Here is a 22,563-nt window from a genome sequence, read left to right as displayed (position 1 = left end):
CTCATGGCCAGGATCGATCTCACCTTGCGGATCATCCTGGCCGACCCGCCGCCCGGCGTGGCCTTTTCCAAGCAGGACGCCAAGAACGTCCCCGTCGATACGGTGAGATCCGAGGGCGACCTCTCCTTCGACATTCCGATAACCCTGACACCGACTCCGCGGGGCCTTCGCCCCGGCGGCGGCTTTGTGCGCAACGACAGTCGTGGACGGTTCGTCTACATCGCCTCGGGCCGCGCGGCGGGCGACTGCCAGACAGAGTGGCAGCGACGCCTCAAGATCTACCTGCACGACCTGCCAGCCGACCTCGTCACCGGTGAGGTGGTTGAGGCGACCGTCGCCGGCCGCGCCAAGGACGGAGGGCCGGCCTGCGCCACCGTGCCGCTGCTCAAGACCTGGGCGCGCGTCAGATCCTGACGAAATCCAGGAACACCGGCGCGCAGTCGCCCAGCTTCTTTTCCTCGTAGCGCGTGGTCACGTGGTCCGCCGGGATCGCGTTGCGATCGGCGTTGGCGTCAGCGAAGCGGAAGTTCGCATCGGCCAGCACCCGCTCGGTCGTCCACTCGCCATAGTCGGCCCAGTCGGTGGCGAAGCGCAGGGCCGCGCCCGGATTCATGACGCGCGCCAGCTTGGCGAGGAACTCGGGCTGGATCAGACGGCGCTTGTTGTGGCGCGCCTTGTGCCAAGGGTCGGGGAACATGATGAAGACCCGGTCCAGGCAGGCGTCGGGCAGCCAGTCGACCACGTCGCGCGCGTCGCCCTCGTGGATGCGGACATTCTTCAGCGCCTGCTCTTCGACGTGACGCACCGCGCTGGCCACGCCGTTGACGAACGGCTCGGCGCCGATGACCAGGGTGTCGGGAACGCGGCCAGCCTGGGCGGCCATGTGCTCACCGCCGCCAAAACCGATTTCTAGCCACACCCCCTTGGCGTCCGGCATCAGGTCCAAAGGCTGGAAGGGACCTTGCGGCACGGCGATCTCGGGCAGCAAGGTGTCGAGCAAGGCCTGCTGGCGGGGCTTCACCGGGCGCGCCTTGATGCGGCCGAACGAGCGCAGCGGTCCGTGGGGAATGGGAGCGGAAGTCATGGGCGGCGTCTTAGAACGTTGAAGTCGAAATGAAAACGGGCTCCGACCCGGTTGGATCGGAGCCCGCGTCTAGAGAGGTCGAAGGTAAGGCTTACGCCAGGCCCTTCAGTTCGCCCACGAGGTCGGTCTTCTCCCACGAGAAGCCACCTTCGTTGTCCGGCGTGCGGCCGAAGTGGCCGTAGGCGGCGGTGCGAGCGTAGATCGGGCGGTTCAGCTGCAGGTGCTCGCGGATGGAGCGCGGGGTGGCGCCGCCGATCAGTTGCGGCAGGACCTTTTCCAGGACCGCCGGATCGACCTTGCCGGTGCCGTGCAGATCGACGTGGAACGAGACGGGCTGAGCCACGCCGATCGCGTAGGCGATCTGGATGGTGCAGCGGTCGGCCAGGCCCGAGGCCACGACGTTCTTGGCCAGGTAGCGGCAGGCATAGGCGGCCGAGCGGTCGACCTTGGTCGGATCCTTGCCCGAGAACGCGCCGCCGCCGTGCGGGGCCGCGCCGCCGTAGGTGTCGACGATGATCTTGCGGCCGGTCACGCCAGCGTCGCCGTCCGGGCCACCGATCTCGAAACGGCCCGTCGGATTGACCAGCCACTGGGTCTTCTTGGTGATCAGACCGTCCGGGAAGACCGGCAGGATGTGCGGCTTGATCAGGTCCAGCACGCGCTTGGAGGTCGCGGCCTTGCCGTCGATCTTCTTCTTGTGCTGGTGGCTCACGACGATCGAGACGACGCGCACGGGCCGGCCATTGCCGTCATATTCCAGGGTCACCTGGCTCTTGGCGTCCGGCTCCAGCTCCGAGAGCTCGCCGCTGTGACGCAGCTCGGCCAGACGCTTCAGCACGTTGTGGCTATATTGCAGGGTGGCCGGCATCAGCTCCGGGGTCTCGGTGCTGGCGTAGCCGAACATGATGCCCTGGTCGCCGGCGCCTTCGTCCTTCTTCTCGGTGGCGTCCACGCCCTGGGCGATGTGCGCCGACTGGCCGTGCAGGAAGTTCGAGTACTTCGCCTTCTGCCAGTGGAAGCCCTTTTGCTCGTAGCCGATGTCCTTGATCGCCGCGCGAACCTTGGGCTCGAGCGAGGCGAGGATCTCCTTGGTGAGTTCCTTGTTGGCCTTCTTGTCGCCGTCCGGCTTGCCGGCGCGGACCTCGCCAGCCAGGACGATGCGGTTGGTCGTCACCAGGGTCTCGCAGGCGACGCGCGCCTCGGGGTCGGCGGTCAGGAAGGCGTCGACGACGGTGTCGCTGATACGGTCGGCGACCTTGTCGGGGTGACCTTCGGAGACGCTCTCGCTGGTGAAGATGTAGGACGAACGGCTCAAGAGACAGCTCCGGTCATGAAATTCCGCCCAGGCGGACAGGCGCCCGGTACGGCGTCAGTTAGACAGGAACCATATAAAGATATGTTTATGCGATCAAGCGGAGCTTGAGAGACTAACCCTCTTCGTCGTCGGCTTCCGCTTCCTCGGCCATCGAGCGGACCAGCTCCAGAATCCGTCGGCGCACTTTCGGCTTGGTGATCCGGGGAAACAGGCTGGCCAGTTCCAGGCCTTCGGGCGTCATCAGGAAGTCGTGGACGAAAAGCTCGCCGCCCTCGGCGACCCCCTCGTTAGCGGTGTCGGCCAGGCCTTCGAAAAAGTAGGCCACGGACGACTGCAGGCTCTTGGCGATCTCGTAGAGCTTGCTGGCGCTGACCCGGTTGGCCCCGCGCTCATACTTTTGGATCTGCTGGAAGGTCAGGCCCAGATCTTCGGCCAATCGCTCCTGGCTGACGCCGAGGATCTTTCGGCGCATGCGTATGCGGGCCCCGACGTGCAGGTCGATGGGATTGGGGTGGCGCTCGGTGTGCGGCAGGTCGCTCATACCCACGCTTGATAGCTGAAATTGCGGTTTTAATTCAGCCTAAGTCTTTCAAGTGCGCAATAGAGGAAAAGGACTTACCCGCCCAAAGGCGAGCTGACGCAACCGCAGATACCAGTAGAAGCGCGAGAAACGCGAGATTCCCCAAGTTGTCGAAGGGTGTAACCTCACCAATCCCCGGTATTTGCGCGTCGACGACGCCGCTTTTGCCTAAATCGAGCCGGGTTCCCGGAACGATTCGACCACGCGCGTCGATGACAGCGCTGACCCCGGTCGGTGTTGCGCGCAGGATCGGCTTGGCGCTTTCGATGGCGCGATAGCTAGCCAGATTGAGGTGCTGCAAGGGCCCGGACGTCACGCCGAACCAGGCGTCGTTCGAAACATTGATCAAAACCCGGACGTTCGGATCGCTTTTGGCCAAGCCCGGAAACAGGCTCTCGTAGCAGATCAGCGGCTGGACCAGCAGGTCGGGCGCGATGCGCAGCGGGGCCGGGCGCGGACCGGTGGCGAAGCCGTCGCCCAGATGCGCCAGGCTCTTAAAACCGATGAGGGTGAGGAACTTCTCAGCCGGCAGGTATTCGCCGAACGGCACCAGCCGATGCTTGTCATAGACGCCGACCACTTCGAGGTCCGTGGCCGTGCGGCGCAGAGCGATCAGGCTGTTGTAGTAGACCGGCGCCTGGACCGGGCCCTCGTAGCGGTAGCCGCCGATCAGCAGCAACTGGCCGGGCTGGAGACTGTCGACGATCGCCTGGCGGACCCAGCTCCCCGGCGCGAGATAGTCGTTGGTCGCCGCAGGCAGGGCGCCCTCGGGCCAGATCACGATGTCCGCGGGCCTGTCCTTGTAGGGCGTCGCGGTCAGCGAGACGTAGGACTGGACGATCCGCGAGAAGCGGACGGCGTCCCACTTGGCGTCCTGCTGGATGTCGGCCTGGACGATCCGCACCGTCGTCGGGGGCCCCTTGGCCAGCGGCCGCGACTGGGCCACCGCGCCGTAGGCATAGAGCGCGACGAGGCCGGCGACCGCCCCGCCCAGCGCGACCCTCCCCGCCTTGCCCTCGCGCCACACGGCGGGAGCGGCGGCGATGGCCAGGGTGATCCAGGTCAGGCCGTAGGCGCCGACCAGGGCGGCGGCCTGGGACGGCCAGGAACCCGCGCGCCAGCTCTCGCCCGGCAGGTTCCAGGGAAAGCCGGTCAGCACGTGGCCGCGCGCCCACTCCAGCGCCGCGAAGGCGCCGGCGAAGGTCAGGACCCGCCAGGCGTTGGCGGGCCGAACCCGTCGGTAGAGCAACGCCGCGAGGCCCCAGAACAGCGCCAGACCCCCGGCCATGGCCGCCACCGCGAACGGAGCCATCCAGCCCTGGTTGGCGGCGTCGACCATGAAGGCCTCGGCGATCCACCAGGTGCTCAAGGCGAAATAGCCTACCCCGGCCAACCAGCCGCGCCAGAAGGCCGAGCGCAGCGGCTTGGCCGGGTTGGCGTCATCCAGCAGGAAGAGCAGCCCGGCGTAACCCAGCAATCCCGCCAGCACGCCGAACGGCGGGTGGGCCAGGGCGGCGGCCAGACCCGCGAGCAACGCCAGGACCGGGCCGCTCCAGGCCTTCGCACGGAAGTCCTTCCAGGCGGTCACGAAGCGGAGACATCCTCGGCGACCGGCGCGGTCTGCGGCGACGAACCGCCGCGTACGCGCACCCGGCGCACCCGGCGCGGGTCGGCCTCGACCACCTCGAACTCGTAGCCGTCCGGATGGGCGATGACCTCGCCCCGTTGCGGCACGCGGCCCGCCAGGGCCACGACCAGGCCGGCGACCGTGTCGATGTCCTCCTCCATGTCGGAGGGGGCCAGTTCGCGGCCGAGGGCGGCTTCCAGTTCTTCCAGGGGGGCGCGGGCGTCGGCGTCGAACACCCCGCCCGGCCGCGCCACGATCGCGACGGCGGCCGCGTCATCGTGCTCGTCGTCGATCTCGCCGACCACCGCCTCGATCAGGTCCTCCATCGAGACCAGGCCGTCGGTGCCGCCGAACTCGTCGATGACCAGGGCCATGTGGATACGGCTGGTGCGCATGCGGAGCAGGAGGTCGGCGGCCTTCATCGAAGCGGGCACGTACAACGCGTCGCGGCGCAGCTTGTTCAGCACCAGGTCGCCCGCCGCCGGCCGCCTGGCCTCGTCGGAGAGCAGCCGGAAGATGTCCTTGACGTGGACGACGCCGACGGGGTCGTCGAGGGTCTCGCGATAGATCGGCATCCGCGAGTGCTCGGCCTCGGCGAACTGGGCGACCACCGTCTCGAACGGGGTCGAGAGCTCGACCGAGACGATGTCGGCGCGCGGGGTCATGACGTCGGCGACCCGCAAGGTCTGAAAGGCCTCGGCCTGGTCGACGATGTCGACGGCGCCGGTCACGGGCGGCGGTTCGGGCGGCCGCGCGGGCTCACCGCCGGTCAGCTGTCGGCGCATACGCCGGAAAAACGCCCGCACGCCCCGGCTTCTGCGAACCGGACCGGCGGGCTGTTGACTAGGCTCGTCGCTGGGCATGGCCCTTGTCAGCGCCCCTCTTCATCGCCGGCGTAAGGGTCCGGAACGTCCAGACCCGCCAGGATTTCGCGCTCGAACGATTCCATGGCTTCCGCCTCTTCGTCGTTCTCGTGGTCATATCCTAGGAGATGAAGCACGCCGTGCGCCACCAGATGTTGCAGGTGGTGCGCCAGAGACTTGCCCTGCTCGGCCGCTTCGCGCGCGCAGACGCCATAGGCCAGGGCGATGTCGCCGATCTGGCCCTCGGGATTGGCTTCCGGATTTCGCGGCGAGGGGAAGGACAGCACGTTGGTCGCATAGTCCTTTTGGCGGAAGTCGCGATTCAGGGCCCGGACGCTGTCATCATCGGTCAGCAGGATCACGATCCCCTGGCCCTCGATGTCCTCGTGCGCGTCCAGCACGGCCTGGGCCGCGCGCCAGACCAGAGCCTCGGTATCGGCTTCCGCCGTGGTCCAGGCCTCGTCTTCGATCTCGATGTCGACGGTGATGGTCATTTAGCGGGGCGTACTCACTTACCGGGGCGTGCTTTGGGCCGCGTCGGCGTCATAGGCCTTCACGATCCGCTCGACGAGCGGATGGCGCACGACATCGGCCGAGGTGAAACGCGACACCGACACGCCCTCGACCCCTTCCAGGATGGAGACGGCATGGGCCAGGCCCGAGTCGCGAGGATTCAGCAGGTCGACCTGGGTCGGATCGCCCGTGACGACCATGCGGGCGCCCTCGCCGATCCGGGTCAGGACCATCTTCATCTGCAGGCGCGAGCAGTTCTGGGCCTCATCGACGATGACGAACGCATGGGCCAGCGTCCGGCCGCGCATGAAGGCGATCGGGGCGACCTCGATCTCCAGTTTCTCGCGACGCCGACGCAGTTGATCGGCGCCCATGATGTCGGTCAGGGCCTCCCAGACCGGGGCCATGTAAGGGTCGACCTTCTCGTTCAGGTCGCCCGGCAGGAAGCCCAGCTTTTCGCCGGCCTCGACGGCGGGGCGGGTGACGATCAGGCGATCGACCTCGCCACGCATCAACATGCCGGCGCCATGGGCCACGGCCAGGAAGGTCTTGCCGGTGCCGGCGGGACCCAGGCCGAAGCTCAGCGGATGAGTGGCCATGGCCTCCATATAGCGGGCCTGGCCCTTGGTCTTGGGCGAGACGCTACCCTTGCGCACGGCGCGGGGCGAAGCCTGGCCGCCCGTCTCATGCGCCGAACCGATGGCGATGCGCGCGTCGGCCTCGACCACCTCCTCGCCGGCGTCGGCGCGGGCGGCCAGGGTCTGCAGCACCCGCTTGGCGCCGGTGCGGCCACGGGCGTCTCCCGTGATGGTCACGCCGCCGCCTGGGGTCTCGATCAGCACCTTGAAGGCGTCTTCGATCAGGGCGGCGTGACGGCCCGACGGACCGGTAACGGCGACGACGGCGTCGTCGGACAGCGGCAGGAACTCAGGGGTGCGGCTCAAGCGGTCTCCCAAATGGGCTGGATAGTGTCGGGATTAGCTTCAAGGACGCCGCCCAAGCTCATCTTGGCGGCGCTCTCGATGCGGACAGGCGCGATCGTGCCGATCAGGCTTTCAGGCCCCTCGGCATGTACGGCTTGCAGATATGGGCTGCGCCCCACGATCTGGCCAGGGTGACGGCCCGACTTCTCGAACAGCACCGGCATGACCTTGCCCACCTGGCTGGTGTTGAAGGCGCGCTGCTGCTCGTCCAGCAGTTGGTTCAGACGCTCCAGGCGCTCGGCCTTGACCGCGTCGTCGACCTGGCCGGGCATCGCGGACGCGGGCGTGCCCGGACGCCGCGAATATTTGAACGAGAAGGCCGAGGCGAAGCCGACCTCGCGGACCAGCTCAAGCGTCTTCTCGAAATCGCCGTCACGCTCGCCGGGGAAGCCGACGATGAAGTCGCCGCTCATGGCGATGTCCGGACGGGCGGCGCGGATCTTCTCGATCAGCTTCACATAGCTCTCGGCCGTGTGGTCGCGGTTCATGGCCTTGAGGATCTTGTCCGACCCCGCCTGCACGGGCAGGTGCAGATAGGGCATCAGCTCCGGCAGCTCGCCGTGGGCCTCGATCAGGTCGTCGCCCATGTCTCGCGGGTGGCTGGTCGTATAGCGGATGCGGTCCAGGCCATCGATGAGAGCCAGCCGGCGAACCAGCTTCGCCAAGGAAGAGCCGTCGCCGTCATAGGCGTTGACGTTCTGCCCCAGAAGGGTGACCTCGCGCACGCCCTTGCCGGCCAATTGCTTGGCCTCCTCGACGATGTCGTTCACCGGCCGCGACCACTCGCCGCCGCGTGTATAGGGCACCACGCAGAAGGTGCAGAACTTGTCGCAACCTTCCTGCACGGTCAGGAACGCCGTGACCCCGGTGACATGGCGCTCGGCCGGCAGCGCGTCGAACTTCTCGTCTGCGGCGAAGTCGGCGGCCAGTCGCTCGCCGGTCGCCCGGTGGGCGCGGGCGATCAGCTCCGGCAGCTGGTGATAGGCCTGGGGACCGACGACCAGATCGACCGCCTTCTGGCGATGCATGATCTCCTTGCCTTCGGCCTGGGCCACGCAGCCAGCCACGGCGATGGTCATGCGACCGCCGTCCAGCGCCTTGCGATCCTTCATCTGCTTGATGTAGCCGAGCTCGGAATAGACCTTCTCGGTCGCCTTCTCGCGGATGTGGCAGGTGTTCAGCACCACCAGATCCGCGCCTTCCGGATCATCGACCACGCCATAGCCCAGCGGGCGCAGGACATCGGCCATGCGCTCGCTGTCATAGACGTTCATCTGACAGCCGTAGGTCTTGATATAGAGGCGCTTTTGCGGGGTCTCGCTCATGCGCGAGGTTATGGGGTCACGCGGCCCCGGGCGCAAGTTCGTCAGGGTCACACCCTCGACCGCTCAGTCCTCGAGCGGCACCCCGTAGAGCTCCAGCCGGTGATCGATTAGCTTGTAGCCCAGCTTGCGGGCGATCGCGTTCTGAAGCGCCTCGATCTCCTCGTCCACGAACTCGACGACCTTGCCGGTCTTCATGTCGATCAGGTGGTCGTGATGGTGGTCGGGCGTCTCTTCATAGCGTGAGCGGCCGTCACGGAAGTCGTGGCGCTCGATGATGCCGCTTTCCTCGAACAGGCGGACCGTGCGGTACACCGTGGCGATCGAGATGTGCGGATCGATGGCGTGGGCCCGGCGGTGCAGCTCCTCGACGTCCGGGTGGTCGTCGGCCGACGACAGCACGCGCGCGATCACGCGGCGCTGGTCCGTCATCCGCATGCCTTTTTCGATACAGGCCTTTTCGAGTCGATCCACGGCGGAGCTCCGTCTGAGTCGCGGCAAGATAGGGGGTTGGTTGCTAAGTGTTAAGCGCCCGGCGCATGACAAGCGCGTCCTTGGCGCCATCCGGGTGGGGATAATAGCCCTTCCGCAGGCCGACCTTGGCGAAACCAGTCGTCTGGTAGAGGGCGATGGCCGCCAGATTGTCGGCGGCGACCTCCAGGAACATCGCCTCGGATCCGGTCTCGGCGGCGATCCCGGCGGCGATTTCCACCAGCGCGGCGCCCCAGCCGCGACGGCGCGCGGCCGGATCGACGGCGATGGTCAGGATCTCGGCTTCGCCGGCGATCGAGCGGCACAGGATGAAGCCCTTGGCCTCGGCGGGTTCGCCGGCCTCGCCCAGCACCGCGAACGCGCCCGGGGATTTCAGCAGTTCGTCGAACTCCAGCGCCGTCCAGGGCCGGTCGAAGGCCTTGTCGTGGATGTCGGCCAGATCGAAGGAGGCCTCGGGCCCAACGGGACGCAGGTTCATGTTTCGGCTTGGGCCGTCGGCAGCGTCGCATAGGGCGCGCGCAGATACAGCGGCCGCGGCGAATGGGTCGGGGCGGGCCTGGTGGCGGCCAGGCGAGCGACAGCGACCGGATCCGGGGAGACGGGCGTCAGGACGGTCGCCTGGCTCAACGCGTCGGCCAGCAGCGGCGCGCCGGAACCGATCAGGGTCGCCGGCCCGCCGGAATAGAGCTCGGCCAGCCGCGCGGCGGCTTCGCCAAGGCCCAGAGCGTCTGGGGCCATCAGCGACACGCCGTCGGCGAAGACCTGGATGTAGACTTGGCTCATCCGCGCATCGATCACGGCCGCGACGAAGTTCTTGGTCCCGTAGGCCAGGCTCTCCAGCGTATTGATCCCGACGCACGGGATCGACAGCGCCGTGGCCAAGCCCTTGGCGAAGGCCAGGCCAACGCGCATGCCAGTGAACGAGCCGGGGCCGACCGTGACGCCGATGCGCGTGAGGTCGGTGAAGGCCACGCTGGCCTCGGCGGCGGCTTCCCGCGCCAGGACGCCGATGCGCTCCTGGTGACCGCGGGTCATGGCTTCGCTCCGCACGGCCAGCACGCGCTCGCCGTCCAGCACGGCGACCGAGCTGGCGCCGAGGCAGGTGTCGATCGAGAGGATCATGGGTCAGCCGGCGCCGACGACCGCGCCTTCGGCCGGACGCCAGATGAACGCGTTCAACTGGCCCTTGGCCTTCAGGGTCGCCTCGGGCGGCACGGTCTTGCCCGTATAGCCGGGGACGCCGAACACGTAGGAGACGTTCGGGGTCTCGGGACGGACGCAGATCGTCTGGTTGATCTCCCGGCCCTCGCCGGCGCGGCACTGGTCTACGGTAAAACCGAGATCGGCCCACTTGGCCAGCAGCGTCTCGCCCTTTGGGCCGCGGGCGTCACCGGCCTCGACCCGGACATAGGCGATCTCGGCTTCATCGTTCTTGCCGATCTCCGCCAGCGGAACGTTGTCCTGCTCGACATTGATGATCGGCTGGGGCGGGCCCTCGCCGAAGTGCAGGAAGGCGCTGTCGACCTTGGCCTTCGGGAACAGCACCTTCAAAGTCGGCAAGTCGAAGGCGACCGAGCCGTTGATCGGACCGACGCCGTCGTTGCTGATCTTCAGCGGTCCGCCGACATAGGGCGCCATGGCGACGTGGACCGGGGCTGTCGCGCCGGTCTCGGCGACGGGCGCCGCACCGTTTGAAGGCTGTGTCTCGTCCGTCTTGGCCGGGCCGCAGGCGGCGAGCAGCACGAGCGGCAGGGCGAGGAGGGTGTGGCGAAGGGTCATGACCCTCTTCTAGCCAATGTTCGCGATACGCACAAAATGCTTGTCATCAAGTCAGTGCGAGGCTTGATTTGTGGGTATCGCGCAGGACGGCGTTTGCGATGACGACGAGCTTTCGGGCGATGGCCGCGAGGGCGAGACGCTTTGGTTTTCCGGCGTCGATGAGGCGTTTATAGACGGGGGCGAGGGTCGGATGGGCCCTTGCGGCGGTGAGGGCGGCCATGAAGAGAACCGGGCGTAGACCGGTTCTGCCGCCGCTCATGGGCCGCCGTCGCTGCGTTTGTCCGGACTGATGGGGATGGGGCGCCAGTCCGGCGAGGCTGGCGGCCTGCTTTGGTCCCATGCGGCCCAGCTCGGGTAGAAGGGCCAGCAGGGTGCGGGCGGTGACGGGGCCTACGCCGGGAATGGCGCGCAAGGCCTGCTCGTCTCGGACCAGGTCGGCCAGGGCCTGGATGAGCTGAGCCAGCTGGGCGTCGATATGACGTATCTGGCGGGTGAGGAAGTCGATCTGCTCGTCGAGCAGGTCTTGCAGGCGGGCCGCGCCAGGAGCGCCGCGGCGGTTCCTGGCCTGGACGCGCTGGGCCAGCAGGTCCTGGCGATGGCGTAGGAGCTGGGCGAAGGCCTCACGCTCGGGCTCTGGGGCGCGCCAGGGCTTGAGCTGAGCGGCTCGGTCCTGGCCGTAGCGCGTGAGCCAGGCCGCATCGATCGGGTCGGTCTTGGCGCGGCCGCCGTGCGAGGCGATGAAGGCCTTCACCTGGGCGGCGTCGGCGCGACAGGCGCGCAGGCCCACCACGGCGGCGGCGTCCAGCAACCGGCGCTCATGGCCTCCGGTGGTCTCGCAGACCAGCCAGTCGTAGTCGGCGTAGGGTCTCAGGGCCTTTGCCAGCGCGTCGGGGGCGTTGTCCACGCTCCAGTAGCGCCGTGTCAGGCTGTCGTGGAAGACGATGGCGTCCTTGGCCACATCGGCGCCCAGGACACGCGGGCCGGCATTGGCCGGCGCAGGGGTTTGAGGCATGATCGTCTCGGCTTCGGATTGTCTGCGGGCGCGCCTAGCGGCCCAGTCAAGTCAACAAGCGAACGAAGCCGGTCCGCCGCCGGACCTTGATGACAACGGGCTTGAGGCCCGATCCCGGAACGGTCGCGGCGACGGGCGCGGATCCGAGGCTGGCCGGCCCCGGATCCGCTTCCGGCCAAACCAATATGCCTCACCTTTCATAGACAATCCCGACCGCGGCGAAGCGGAGAGCCGGGACCCAGGGGTAACCGCGGTGCGCCGGCCCTGGGTCCCGGACAGCCTCTGCGAGGCTTCCGGGATGACAAGCTTGGGTGCGTTACAGAATCTTCGCCGCCTCATCGAAGGCGAGGCGCGGATTGCGCGGGAACAGGCCCTCGTCCGTACCGTGGCCGATCGAGACGATGAAGTTGCTCTTGATGTTCGTGCCCGCGAAGAACTCGGCGTCGACGCCGGCATTGTCGAAGCCCGACATCGGACCGGCGTCCAGGCCAAGGGCTCTCGCGCCCAGGATCAGATAGCCGCCCTGCAGCGAGCTGTTGCGCAGCGCGCCCCACTCGCGCGCCGTCATGTCGCTGAACCAGTCCTTGGCGCCCGGGGCGTGCGGGAACAGCTTGGGCAGGGTTTCCGGAAAATCGAGGTCGTAGCCGACGATCACCGTCACCGGCGCCTGCCGGATCTTCGGCGCGTTCGAGCCCGACGCGAGCTTGGCCAAGCGCTCCTTGGCTTCCGGCGAGGTCAGGAAATAGAACCGGGCCGGGCTGGCGTTGGCGGCCGTCGGGCCAAACTTCACCAGGTCGTACAGCGCGTGCAGCGTCTCTTCCGGCAGCGGGGTCGGGTCCCAGCCGTTGCGGGTGCGGGCTTCGGTGAACAGCTGGGCGAGCGCGCCGTCGTCGATCTTGGCCATTATGGATCCTTCGGAAGGCTATCTGTAACTCTACAGGTTACGATATAGACGCCCGCGCGACGGGATCAACCCTTGGCGATCAGAGCGTCTGCTCGACCCGGGTCACTTCCGGCACATAGTGCTTGAGCATGTTCTCGACGCCGGCCTTCAGGGTCGCCGACGAGGACGGGCAGCCCGAGCAGGCGCCGCGCATGTGCAGCCAGACCACGCCCGTCTGTGGCTCGAAGCGCGAGAAAACGATATCGCCGCCGTCCTGGGCCACCGCCGGACGGATGCGGGTATCGAGCAGTTCCTTGATCTCGGCGACGATCTGCGCGGTGTCCTCGTCATAGACACCGTCTTCGTCATGGCCGCCATCGGCGCCCGAGGCCTGGTCCAGCAACACCGGCCGGCCGCTGGTGAAGTGGTCCATGATCGCCGCCAGGATCGGCGCCTTCAGGTGCGGCCACTGGGCGTCCTCGCCCTTGGTCACGGTCAGGAAATCGGGACCGAAGAACACCCGCGACACGTCGCCGAGCTCGAACAGGGCCTTGGCCAGCGGCGAAACCTCGCCCTCTTCCGGGGTCCGGAACTCCCGCGCGCCTTCACCCAACACCTCGCGGCCGGGCAGGAACTTCAGGACCTCGGGGTTCGGGGTGGTTTCGGTCTGAATGAACATCGCCCTGAAATGGACCTCGCGGCCTCGTGACGCAAGACCGTCCGCCGCGTTCACAAGACCGTAGACCGGCGAATTTTAAAAGTGACACAGGCGTCATTTTCTGGCGGTATGGCGGCATAACAATGGTCCGCGGGAGGATCCTGAAGATGAGCGATGGTTCGGTTGACCTAAAGGAAGCCGCGCGGGCTGAAGCCTACGCGATGCCCCTGGAAGATATCCATGTGGCCAGCCCGGCCCTGTTCCAGGCCGACGCCATGTGGCCCTATTTCGAACGGCTTCGGAAGGAAGACCCGGTCCACTGGTCGAAAGGCGACGAGGAAACCGGTCCCTACTGGTCGATCACCCGCTACAACGACATCATGACCGTCGACACGACCCACCAGGTTTTCTCGTCGGACGCGCACCTGGGCGGCATCACCATCCGGAACTTCGACGAGGACTTCGTCCTGCCGATGTTCATCGCGATGGACCAGCCCAAGCACGACATCCAGCGCAAGACGGTCAGCCCGATCGTCTCGCCGCAGAACCTGGGCCGCCTGGAAGGCGTCATCCGCGAGCGGGTTTGCCATATCCTCGATACGCTGCCGCTGAACGAGCCGTTCGACTGGGTCGACAAGGTCTCGATCGAGCTGACCACCCAGATGCTGGCCACCCTGTTCGACTTCCCCTGGGAAGAGCGCCGCAAGCTGACCCGCTGGTCGGACGTCGCCACCGCCTCGCCCGAAAGCGGCTTGGTGGAGAGCGAAGAGGCCCGCCGCGCCGAGCTGCTGGAGTGCCTGGGCTATTTCACCAATCTGTGGAACCAGCGGGTCAACCAGACCGAGCCTGGCAACGACCTGATCTCGATGCTGGCCCATGGCGAGGCCACCCGCGACATGCCGCCGATGGAGTATCTAGGCAATGTCATCCTGCTGATCGTCGGCGGCAATGACACCACCCGCAATTCGCTGACCGGCGGCCTCTACGCCCTGTCGAAGAACCCTCAGGAAGAGGCCAAGCTGCGCGCCGACCCCGGCCTGATCCCGAACATGGTCTCGGAGATCATCCGCTGGCAGACCCCGCTGGCCCACATGCGCCGCACGGCGCTGGAAGACTTCGAGCTGTCGGGCAAGACCATCAAGAAGGGCGACAAGGTCGTCATGTGGTACGTCTCGGGCAACCGCGACGACACGGTGATCGAGAACGCCGACGCCTTCATCATCGACCGCCCCCAGGCCCGCCGCCACCTGTCGTTCGGCTTCGGCATCCACCGCTGCGTCGGCAACCGTCTGGCCGAGATGCAGCTGAAGATCGTCTGGGAAGAGATTCTCAAGCGCTTCCCCCGGATCGAGGTGCTGGAAGAGCCCAAGCGGGTCTATTCGACCTTCGTGAAGGGCTACGAGCGGATGATGGTCCGGATCCCGGAGCGGAACTGATCTGTTTTGACGCCTCCTGACGCCAAACCGGCGGCCACTTTGGCGGGAGGCGTCACGCCAACGCCTCGATCTCGGCGTCCGTCAGGTCCCCGGGCACGACGGTCACCGGCAGCTTGCGGCCCGCGAAGCCGACGCCCTCCTTGGCGATGGCCGAGATCAGGGGACCGGGGCCACGGCCGGCCGTCGAGGTCGCCAGGATCAGGATCTTGATGGCCGGGTCGGCGGCGATGACCAGCCTCAGCGCCGTGCGGACGCTGTCGGCGTGCTTGATGATGAACTCGGGCGGCAGGCCGGTGGCGGCCACGACCTGGGCGGCGAGGCTCTGCAAGAGCGCCTCGGCCTCCTCCCGCTCCTGGCGCTCGATCTCCTCGCGCACGCCGCTCCAGTGCTCGAACTCGGCCGGCGAGATCACCTTCAGCAGCGCCACATGACCGTTGGTCGAGCGGGCGCGGCGGCAGGCGTATTTCAGCGCCGCCGCGAACTCCGGCGAGTCGTCGGCGACGACGAGGAACTTGCGGCGACTTGAAGCGGCGTCGGTCATATCGCGAGATGACGCCGCTTCAATCGCAACCTCAAGCCCCCCCAGAAGCTAGGCCCCCCAGAAGCCGACCAGCTTCTTGACCTCGGCCAGGGTCGGGGCGGCGGCCTCGGAGGCCTTGGCCGCGCCCTTGGCCAGGATGGCGTCCAGCACCGCCGGATCGCCCAACAGGCCGCGCATCTTGTCGCCGACCGGGGCCAGCTTTTCGACCGCCAGCTCGGCCAGGGCCGGCTTGAAGGTCCCGAAGCCCTTGCCGGCGTAGTCGGCCAGCACCTCGGCCTTGGTCTTGCCGGCCAGGGCCGCGAAGATGCCGACCAGGTTGTCGGCCTCGGCGCGGGCGGTCAACTCTTCCAGCGTCTCGGGCAGCGGTTCGGGATCGGTGCGGGCCTTCTTGATCTTGGCCGCGATGGTGTCGGCGTCGTCGGTCAGGTTGATGCGCGAATAGTCCGACGGATCGGACTTGCTCATCTTGGCCGAGCCGTCGCGCAACGACATGACTCGCGCGCCCGGCCCCTGGATCAGCGGCTCGGGCTGCGGGAAGAAGGCCGGCGCCCCGCCCGGAACGCCGAAGTCGTGGTTGAACTTGCCGGCGATATCGCGGGTCAGCTCCAGGTGCTGCTTCTGGTCCTCGCCCACCGGCACGTGGGTGGCCTTGTAGACCAGGATGTCGGCCGCCTGCAGCACCGGATAGGTATAGAGACCCACCGAGCTGCGCTCCTTGTGCTTGCCGCTCTTCTCCTTGAACTGGGTCATGCGGTCCAGCCAGCCCAGGCGGGCGACGCACTGGAAGATCCAGGCCAGTTCGGCGTGCTCGCGCACCGCCGACTGCGGGAAGATCGTCGCCTTGTCCGGGTCCAGGCCCGAGGCGATGTAGGCGGCGGCGATCTCGCGGGTCTGCTGGGCCAGCAGCGCCGGGTCCTGCCAGACGGTGATGGCGTGCAGGTCGGCCACGAAGATGAAGGTGTCGATCTCGTGCTGCAGGCGGGAGAACTTCACCAGCGCGCCAAGATAGTTGCCCAGGTGCAGGGCGCCCGAGGGCTGGACGCCCGAGAGCACGCGGGCGGGACCCGTATAGGTGACGGGGGCTTGATCGGTCATGGCTGTGAGCCTTGGCTGTCGAATTCGGATGGGATGGCTATGGGCGCGAAAGCGCATCGCGCCGAAGCGCGAAGATCAAGGTCAGTTGGAGCCGCGCCATCGCGGCGAGAAGAGACCGATCGGAGCCATGCCCGGTTCGTTACCCTTCCCGCCGCCACGGATCAAGCCTTGCCCCGCCGCAGGACCGCCTTCAGCTCGGCCGGCTTGACCCCGCCGAACAGGAACAGCAGCGGCGGATAGACCGCCACGCCCGCCAGGCAGGTCAGGGCCAGGGCGAACTCCTTGGCGCCAATGGCGTGGCCGGTCAGGCCCAGGCCGCGCAGCGGCGCCTCGATCAGGTCGCGATAGTGCGCCGCGCCCGCCAGCAGCAAGCCCATGCCCAGGCTGGCGGCCAGGATCCGCGCCAGGCGCGACCAGGTCTGCAGCGAAGGGCCGTATTCCTTCTTGGCCGACAGCGCCCAGGCCATCTGGCCGACATTGATCCAGGAGGCGATGGCGGTGGCCGCCGCGATGCCCTTGACCCCGACCAGCTTGAACAGGATCACGCCGAAGACGATGTTCACCGCCACCGAGATCAGGGCGAAGCGCATCGGGCTCCTGGTGTCGCCGCGGGCGAAGAAGGCCCGCGAATACAGCTGCTGCAGCACGAAGGCCGGGGTGCCCAGGCCGTAGAAGAACAGGGCCGCCGCCGTCTGGCTGGCGTCGAACGCCGTGAACTGGCCGCGCGTATAGAGGCCGTCCGACAGGAAGCCGGGCATGGCGATCAGGGCCGCCGCGGCCGGCAGGGTCAGGGCCATGGCCAGGGTGATCCCCTGGTCCATGGCGCTCTGGGCGTCCGCCCGGTCGCCCGAGTGGACGGCGCGCGACAGGCGCGGCAGCAGGGCCACGCCGATGGCCACGCCCACCAGGCCCAGCGGCAGCTGGTAGAGGCGATCGGCCGTCGCCAGCCAGGTCCGGCCGCCCGGCACATGGCTGGCCAGGTTGCCGGAGATGAAGATGTTGACCTGGGTTGCGCTGGCCGCCAGGGCCCCGGGGATGGCCTTGCCGATCAGCTCGCGCACTTCCGGCGTCAGGCGCGGCAGGCGCCAATGGACCTGGGCGCCGGACTTGTTGACGCCCCAGGTCAGCAGGGCGGCCTGGGCGACGCCCGCCACCACGACGCCGATCGAGCCCCACTGCGCCGCGCCCACCGCCGTGGTCTGGGGCAGGATGAAGGCCAGGGTGCAGAGGTTCAGCAGGATCGGCGCGCCGGCCGACAGGATGAAGCGGTCGCGGGCGTTCAGAACGCCCGACAGGTGGGCCACGATCGCCATGCACGGCAGGTAGGGCATGGTGATCTGGGTCAGCAGCACCGCCAGCTTGTACTTCTCGGTGCCCCAGCCGAAGCCCGGGCTGATCAGCATCATCAGCCACGGCATGGCCAGCTGGCAGACGACGGTGATCAGGATGGTCGAGGCCGCCAAGGTGGCCATGGCGTCGGCCGCCAGGATGTCGGCCTTCTCCTCGCCGTCGCGCTGCAGCGACTTGGCGTAAGCCGGCACGAAGGCCGCCGCGAAGGCGCCCTCGGCGAAGAACCGGCGGAACAGGTTCGGGAAGGCCAGGGCCGCGTTGTAGGCGTCGGCCGCCGGGGTGGCGCTGGCCCCCATGCGGTACGAGACGGCGAGATCGCGCGCGAAGCCCATGAACCGGCTGACCAGGGTCAGGCCGGAATAGATCGCCGACGACTTGAGCAAGCCACCCTTCTTGGGCGCCGGGGGGGGCGCGGGCGGGATGTCTTCGGCGGGAGCGGCGGGGATGGTGTCGGTCACCTGCGGCTTCTGGGGTCTCGGGCGAGGGGCGTCAAGGGTGGCGCTGACCCCCTCCACCGGCTTCGCCGGTCCCCCTCCCCCAACAGGGGGAGGAGAGAAGGGGTCCAGGCTCCCTTCTCCGCCCCGCTTGGGGGCGGACAGACCTGCGTGAGCAGGTCAGGTGGGGGCCTGTGCTGAGTCGGCACGGCTTGGCGGCTTCACGCGGCGCGGCCGCTGAAGGTGTTGGGGAGGCGACGGAGCGGCCGGGCGAACCCGGGGACCGTAGGGTTTGTTTGTGTTTCGGCTCGCAGACCGCTCCGCCAGGCTGTTCTTGCCCGTGAGGATGGGGGGCGTGAGCGTCTTTCAGCTCGGGACCCCACTAGCCCCCGGACGGGCGCGGACCAAGTCGATCGGCTACATCCGTCTCGACCCCGACGATCCACGATAGGCGGCTTGTACGATCACCGCCCTGTCGCTCCGCTGATGGCTTTGATCCCGGACGATCCCGTCACCCACGTGCGCTCCTAAAGAGTAAGCGACGTGGCGTGAAGGCTCCGCCGGGAACCGCCAGCGGCCCCGCTCAACCTACCCCCGCCGCCGTTTTGGGCCGGATCCAAACGCCCTCCCCCGCGACGGGGACGCATTGAGTATGCGGTGGTGTTGAACGCCGATGATCCAGGGGTGCGAAAAAGTGGGAAGCGGTTGATTTCGTGGGGCTCGGCGCCGCTACCGCCGGGGAAAGAGGCCCCTCAGTCCCCACAAACAGCCGTCACCCCAGCGGATATTCCCGCTCCAGCCGGTAGGCCGAGCCCTCGCTGGTCCGCCAGCTGGAATAGAGCCCGAAGCGATCGACCGTGAAGGTCGGCGCGCGCATCAGGTTGTTGGCCTGGATCCAGGCCCCGACCTCCGTGACCGAGGCGCGCTTCAGATAGGCCAGGGTGACGTGCGGCGTGTAGAGGCGGCTCTCGGGCTTGAGCCCGACCGATCGGGCGGCGCTCTCGTTGGCCTTCGCCAAGCGGCGCAGCGGCGCGCTGTCCTCGACCCCGGCCCAGACGGCGTGGATGTCGGCGCCCTCGCCGAAGTGGCCGGCGCGGGCCAGTTCCAGGTCGAAGGCGGGCGCGGCGATCTCCGCCAGCGCTTCGTCCAGCTCGGCCGCCACCGGCTCCTGCACGTCGCCGATGAACTTCAGCGTGATGTGGAACGCCTCCAGCGGCCGCCAGCGCGCGCCCTCGATCCCGTGCTGGCGCGACAGCAGGCCCTGGCCGATCTCCGGCGGGATGGCGATGGCGGTGAAGAGGCGGATCATCCCGGGAGACCGCCTACGGGCAGGGGTTCGGCTGGCGGGCGTGGATGTCGTTGACGGCCTTTTCCAGCGCGTCGGTCCACGTCAGGTCGAAGGCGTCGATGTCGGTCTTCAGCTGGGCCATCGAGGTGGCGCCGATGATCGTGGCGGTCACGAATGGGCGGGCGTCGCAGAACTTCAGCGCCAGCTGGGCGGGATCCATGCCGTTCTCCTTGGCCAGGGCGACATAGGCGCGGAAGGCCTCGACCGCGCCCGGACCCTCATAGCGCTGCATGCGGTTGTAGAGCGCCTTGCGCGAGCCCTCGGGCAGGCCGCCGTCCAGATACTTGCCGGTCAACTGGCCCTGGGCCAGGGGCGAATAGGCCAGCAGGCCGACCTGTTCGCGCATGGCGATCTCGGCCAGGCCGAACTCGAAGGTGCGGTTGGCCAGGTGATAGGCGTTCTGGATCGAGGCGATGCGGGGCAGGCCTTTTGCTTCGCTTTCGGCCAGGAACTTCATCACGCCCCAGGGAAACTCGTTCGAGACGCCGACATGGCGGATCGAACCCTTCTTCACGTGGGCGTCCAGCGCCTCGAGGATGTCGCCGAACGCTTCGAAGTCCTGGTCGTAGTCGCGGTAGGACTGGCCGCCGAACACCCGCACCTTCCGGTCGGGCCAGTGCAGCTGGTAGAGGTCGAGATAGTCGGTCTTCAGGCGGCGCAGCGAGCCCTCGACGGCCTCGTCGATCTGGGCGCGCGTGTGGCGCGTGGTCGACCCGTCCTTGCGCATCCACGTCAGGCCGCCGAAGGCCGCGCCCTGGCCGGCGACCTTGGAGGCCAGCACGATCTCGTGGCGCTTGCCGGTCTTTTCCAGCCACGTGCCGATATATTGCTCGGTGCGCCCTTGCGTCTCGGGGCTGGGCGGGCTGGCGTACATCTCCGCCGTGTCCCAGAAGTTGACGCCGCGCGAGAGCGCGTAGTCCATCTGTTCGTGAGCCTCGGCCTCGGTGTTCTGCGAGCCCCAGGTCATGGTGCCCAGGCAGCAGCGCGAGACCGAGACGTCCGTGCGGCCGAGTTTGGCGTACTCCATGGGCAAGCCCCTCTTTTGCCCTATTGGGCGGCTTCTTCGCGGAAGCTTTCTAAGGGCTGCCGTCGCGTCACCGCAAGCCGCGTCGATGGAGGCCTCGGCGGGCGCGTCCTTTTCGCGAGCGCATACCATGAACACTTTCGTGAGGGGATTGCGCGGCCGGCCGGGAGACCCGATATTCGTCAGGCGTCCATCATGGGCGCTCTAGCTCAAGGGCTTATTTCGATGAACGACTTCAACCGCGACTACGCGCGCTCGATCCCGGCGGATCGCGCCGACATGTCGGTTGACGCCGGCCTGCGTACTTTCATGCTCGGCGTCTACAACAAGGTGGCGCTGGGTCTCCTGCTGTCGGCGGGCCTGGCCTTCCTGACCAGCGCCTATGTGCCGGTCGCCAGCCAGCTTTACGTGCTGACCCCCGACGGCCGCCTGGCCGGCTTCACCATGCTGGGCACCATCGTCCGCTTCGCGCCGCTGGCCATGATGCTGGTGGCCATGTTCGCCATGAAGAACCCGACGGCGCGTTCTTCGGGCATTCTCTACTGGGCCCTGGTCGCTTCGATCGGCGCGGGCGCGGGCGTGTGGCTGCTGGCCTATACCGGCGCTTCGGTGGCCTCGACCTTCCTGATCACCGCCATCGCCTTCGGCGGCCTGAGCCTGGTCGGCTACACCACCAAGAAGGACCTGTCGGGCTTTGGCAGCTTCCTGATCATGGGCCTGATCGGCCTGGTTCTGGCTTCGCTGGTCCAGATGTTCCTGCACCTGCCGGGCCTGAGCTTCATCATCAGCGTCCTGGGCGTGCTGATCTTCGCGGGCCTGATCGCCTACGACACCCAGCGCCTGAAGCTGACCTACTATCAGCTGGGCGGCGAGCAGCAGTCGATGGCCGTCGCCACCAACTACGGCGCGCTGAACCTCTATCTGAACTTCATCAACCTGTTCCAGTTCCTGCTCAGCATCCTGGGCAGCCGTCGCTAAGACGCGGATCGGTTTTACGGAACGACGAAGCCCCGGCGGGAAACCGCCGGGGCTTTTTCTTGTGGCGCCGCTGGCTCTTTGACCCGGCCGCGCCCACATTGACTGGGATGGAGACGACGATGATCCGAGCGCTCGCCCTGACCACGACCCTGTTGATCGCGACCGGCGCCCATGCCGAGACGGCGATCCCGGCCTATCCGCCGGTCGCCAAGGCGCCGAACCTCTCCACGCCGCTGAACCTCAAGCCGATCGGCCCGGTCGAGCTGCGTTACGCCCAGGCGCGCCCGCCCCTGCCGCGCGGCGTGGCGCGGACGGCGATCGAGCACCGGGAGGGCGGCGTTTCAGGCGGGATCGGGGTTCTGTGCGGCATCCAGCCCAGCGCCGACACCAGCGGGATCGGCACGGCCCGCGGCTACGACAATGACGGCCGCTTCGTCGGCGCCAAGCTGGGCTTCTCGTTTTAGGGACTCTTTGTTGGCGCGCGTCGGGCGGCGAAACCGCTCACACTTTCGCCTGACGCGCTTCAGTCGACCACCGAGAACTTGCCCTTCTCGAACACCCTCAGCACCTGGGCCAGTTCGTGGCCCCGCTTGAGGATCTGGCCGCCCTGGCCGGTCACGGCCCAGGCGCCCTGCTTGCGGGCCAGGGCCGGACGCTTCTCGACGCGATAGAGCGGCGCCTCGGCCGCGTGGCGGAAGATCGAGAACACGGCGTGGTCGGACAGGCCGGCGATGCCGTAGTCGCGCCACTCGCCGGCCGCCACCATGCGGCCGTAGAGGCGCATCAGCTGGTCCAGCTCGCGCCGCTCGAAGAACACGACGCCGCCGCTGCCGGAACCAGAGGGGGGCGCGGATTGGGATTCCAAGGCCATCGGCGGAATCTAGTCCCAAATCGGACGATTGGAACAGCCTCGCGCCACGAAACCCCGATGTTCGTGTCACGCCGGTCACGCTCGGCGGAAAAGACACGCCACGGCCATGTCGCGCCCCGATATGACCTTAATTCGGTCCTTCGCCCGCCTGTTTGCGGGTCGATAAAGTGACTGTCGGCTGATCGGACACCCTGTGGTCCAGGATCCTGAACAGCCCCCCCAGCCCCCAGATCGCGGGCCGGTCAGCCGACAAACTTTATATCCCCTCCCCCTAATGAGCCCGCGCGGATTCCCCCCCACCGCGCGGGCTTTTTTGCGTTCGCGCCTGCCTCAGACCTGACACGCGTCGCCCCGAAACGACCTTTGTTTGGTCCA

25 protein-coding genes are annotated in these 22,563 nt (G+C 67.6%); 4 read left to right on the top strand and 21 right to left on the bottom strand.

The features are described 5' to 3' along the window. Window positions 1–3: 3 nt before the first annotated feature. A complete protein-coding gene (locus tag ACW175_RS24515) occupies window positions 4–414 on the top strand; it encodes a DUF5990 family protein (RefSeq protein WP_492102501.1) in 411 nt (136 codons plus the stop codon). Here the strand turns inward: ACW175_RS24515 and trmB are convergent. The 15 genes from trmB to ACW175_RS24440 form a co-directional block, all read right to left on the bottom strand. After that, window positions 404–1,084 (bottom strand): tRNA (guanosine(46)-N7)-methyltransferase TrmB, encoded by a 681-nt coding sequence (trmB, locus tag ACW175_RS24510; RefSeq protein ID WP_492102500.1) that lies wholly within the window; start codon window positions 1,082–1,084, stop codon window positions 404–406. The two genes, ACW175_RS24515 and trmB, sit on opposite strands and share 11 nt — an antisense overlap. 91 nt (window positions 1,085–1,175) lie before the next feature. Then, window positions 1,176–2,399 carry a methionine adenosyltransferase gene (metK, locus tag ACW175_RS24505; RefSeq protein WP_492102499.1) on the bottom strand — a complete coding sequence of 408 codons (1,224 nt, stop codon included), beginning with the start codon at window positions 2,397–2,399 and terminating at the stop codon, window positions 1,176–1,178. A 112-nt stretch (window positions 2,400–2,511) separates the two neighbouring features. Continuing rightward, a complete protein-coding gene (locus ACW175_RS24500) occupies window positions 2,512–2,940 on the bottom strand; it encodes a helix-turn-helix domain-containing protein (RefSeq protein WP_492102498.1) in 429 nt (142 codons plus the stop codon). Window positions 2,941–2,974: 34 nt separating this feature from the next. Further along, the gene (lnt, locus tag ACW175_RS24495) at window positions 2,975–4,567 is read right to left on the bottom strand and encodes an apolipoprotein N-acyltransferase (protein ID WP_492102497.1); all 1,593 of its coding nucleotides are present in this window, start codon (window positions 4,565–4,567) and stop codon (window positions 2,975–2,977) included. Next, window positions 4,564–5,469, bottom strand: a complete 906-nt coding sequence (locus tag ACW175_RS24490) for a hemolysin family protein (protein ID WP_492102496.1) — start codon at window positions 5,467–5,469, stop codon at window positions 4,564–4,566. Before ACW175_RS24490 ends, lnt begins: the two co-directional genes overlap by 4 nt. A gap of 8 nt (window positions 5,470–5,477) precedes the next feature. Then, window positions 5,478–5,945 (bottom strand): rRNA maturation RNase YbeY, encoded by a 468-nt coding sequence (gene ybeY / locus ACW175_RS24485; RefSeq protein ID WP_492105044.1) that lies wholly within the window; start codon window positions 5,943–5,945, stop codon window positions 5,478–5,480. A 36-nt stretch (window positions 5,946–5,981) separates the two neighbouring features. Further along, window positions 5,982–6,926 carry a PhoH family protein gene (locus ACW175_RS24480; protein WP_492102495.1) on the bottom strand — a complete coding sequence of 315 codons (945 nt, stop codon included), beginning with the start codon at window positions 6,924–6,926 and terminating at the stop codon, window positions 5,982–5,984. Continuing rightward, window positions 6,923–8,290, bottom strand: coding sequence for a tRNA (N6-isopentenyl adenosine(37)-C2)-methylthiotransferase MiaB (gene miaB / locus ACW175_RS24475; RefSeq protein ID WP_492102494.1), 1,368 nt, complete (start codon window positions 8,288–8,290; stop codon window positions 6,923–6,925). Before miaB ends, ACW175_RS24480 begins: the two co-directional genes overlap by 4 nt. Before the next feature lie 63 nt (window positions 8,291–8,353). Next, complete coding sequence (locus tag ACW175_RS24470) at window positions 8,354–8,761, bottom strand: Fur family transcriptional regulator (protein WP_125158899.1); 408 nt, start codon at window positions 8,759–8,761, stop codon at window positions 8,354–8,356. Between the two features lie 43 nt (window positions 8,762–8,804). After that, a complete protein-coding gene (gene rimI, locus ACW175_RS24465; protein WP_492102493.1) occupies window positions 8,805–9,257 on the bottom strand; it encodes a ribosomal protein S18-alanine N-acetyltransferase in 453 nt (150 codons plus the stop codon). After that, window positions 9,254–9,901 carry a tRNA (adenosine(37)-N6)-threonylcarbamoyltransferase complex dimerization subunit type 1 TsaB gene (tsaB, locus tag ACW175_RS24460; RefSeq protein WP_492102492.1) on the bottom strand — a complete coding sequence of 216 codons (648 nt, stop codon included), beginning with the start codon at window positions 9,899–9,901 and terminating at the stop codon, window positions 9,254–9,256. The genes rimI and tsaB overlap by 4 nt, the downstream gene beginning before the upstream one ends. Window positions 9,902–9,904: 3 nt before the next feature. Continuing rightward, a complete protein-coding gene (locus tag ACW175_RS24455; RefSeq protein ID WP_492102491.1) occupies window positions 9,905–10,558 on the bottom strand; it encodes a DUF1131 family protein in 654 nt (217 codons plus the stop codon). Window positions 10,559–10,604: 46 nt separating this feature from the next. Then, a complete protein-coding gene (locus ACW175_RS24450) occupies window positions 10,605–11,570 on the bottom strand; it encodes an IS110 family RNA-guided transposase (protein WP_492102490.1) in 966 nt (321 codons plus the stop codon). Between the two features lie 316 nt (window positions 11,571–11,886). Next, entirely contained in the window at window positions 11,887–12,474 is a 588-nt protein-coding gene (locus tag ACW175_RS24445) for a malonic semialdehyde reductase (RefSeq protein WP_492102489.1), read from the bottom strand. A 79-nt stretch (window positions 12,475–12,553) separates the two neighbouring features. After that, window positions 12,554–13,132, bottom strand: a complete 579-nt coding sequence (locus ACW175_RS24440) for a NifU family protein (protein ID WP_492102488.1) — start codon at window positions 13,130–13,132, stop codon at window positions 12,554–12,556. A gap of 146 nt (window positions 13,133–13,278) precedes the next feature. Between ACW175_RS24440 and ACW175_RS24435 the strand changes: the two genes are divergently transcribed. Further along, the gene (locus tag ACW175_RS24435) at window positions 13,279–14,547 is read left to right on the top strand and encodes a cytochrome P450 (protein ID WP_492102487.1); all 1,269 of its coding nucleotides are present in this window, start codon (window positions 13,279–13,281) and stop codon (window positions 14,545–14,547) included. A gap of 52 nt (window positions 14,548–14,599) precedes the next feature. Here the strand turns inward: ACW175_RS24435 and ACW175_RS24430 are convergent, their stop codons facing one another. The 5 genes from ACW175_RS24430 to ACW175_RS24410 form a co-directional block, all read right to left on the bottom strand. Further along, window positions 14,600–15,088, bottom strand: coding sequence for a universal stress protein (locus ACW175_RS24430; protein WP_492102486.1), 489 nt, complete (start codon window positions 15,086–15,088; stop codon window positions 14,600–14,602). 48 nt (window positions 15,089–15,136) lie between these two features. Then, window positions 15,137–16,183 (bottom strand): tryptophan--tRNA ligase, encoded by a 1,047-nt coding sequence (gene trpS / locus ACW175_RS24425; protein ID WP_492102485.1) that lies wholly within the window; start codon window positions 16,181–16,183, stop codon window positions 15,137–15,139. 161 nt (window positions 16,184–16,344) lie between these two features. Next, window positions 16,345–17,991, bottom strand: coding sequence for a murein biosynthesis integral membrane protein MurJ (gene murJ / locus ACW175_RS24420; RefSeq protein ID WP_492102484.1), 1,647 nt, complete (start codon window positions 17,989–17,991; stop codon window positions 16,345–16,347). 748 nt (window positions 17,992–18,739) lie between these two features. Continuing rightward, a complete protein-coding gene (thpR, locus tag ACW175_RS24415) occupies window positions 18,740–19,276 on the bottom strand; it encodes an RNA 2',3'-cyclic phosphodiesterase (protein ID WP_492102483.1) in 537 nt (178 codons plus the stop codon). Window positions 19,277–19,289: 13 nt separating this feature from the next. After that, window positions 19,290–20,342 (bottom strand): aldo/keto reductase, encoded by a 1,053-nt coding sequence (locus tag ACW175_RS24410; protein WP_492102482.1) that lies wholly within the window; start codon window positions 20,340–20,342, stop codon window positions 19,290–19,292. Window positions 20,343–20,564: 222 nt separating this feature from the next. Between ACW175_RS24410 and ACW175_RS24405 the strand changes: the two genes are divergently transcribed. Next, window positions 20,565–21,317, top strand: a complete 753-nt coding sequence (locus tag ACW175_RS24405) for a Bax inhibitor-1/YccA family protein (RefSeq protein ID WP_492102481.1) — start codon at window positions 20,565–20,567, stop codon at window positions 21,315–21,317. A 119-nt stretch (window positions 21,318–21,436) separates the two neighbouring features. After that, window positions 21,437–21,781, top strand: coding sequence for a hypothetical protein (locus ACW175_RS24400; protein WP_492102480.1), 345 nt, complete (start codon window positions 21,437–21,439; stop codon window positions 21,779–21,781). A 59-nt stretch (window positions 21,782–21,840) separates the two neighbouring features. On the opposite strand, the gene ACW175_RS24395 is transcribed toward ACW175_RS24400, so the two are convergent. Then, window positions 21,841–22,188 (bottom strand): DUF2794 domain-containing protein, encoded by a 348-nt coding sequence (locus ACW175_RS24395; protein ID WP_492102479.1) that lies wholly within the window; start codon window positions 22,186–22,188, stop codon window positions 21,841–21,843. Between the last annotated feature and the right edge of the window lie 375 nt (window positions 22,189–22,563).

It is taken from the genome of Caulobacter sp. FV1ye6ST, from assembly GCF_058681225.1.
Note: the sequence above shows the minus strand (reverse complement) of the source record. Positions and strands in the feature narration are given on the sequence as shown.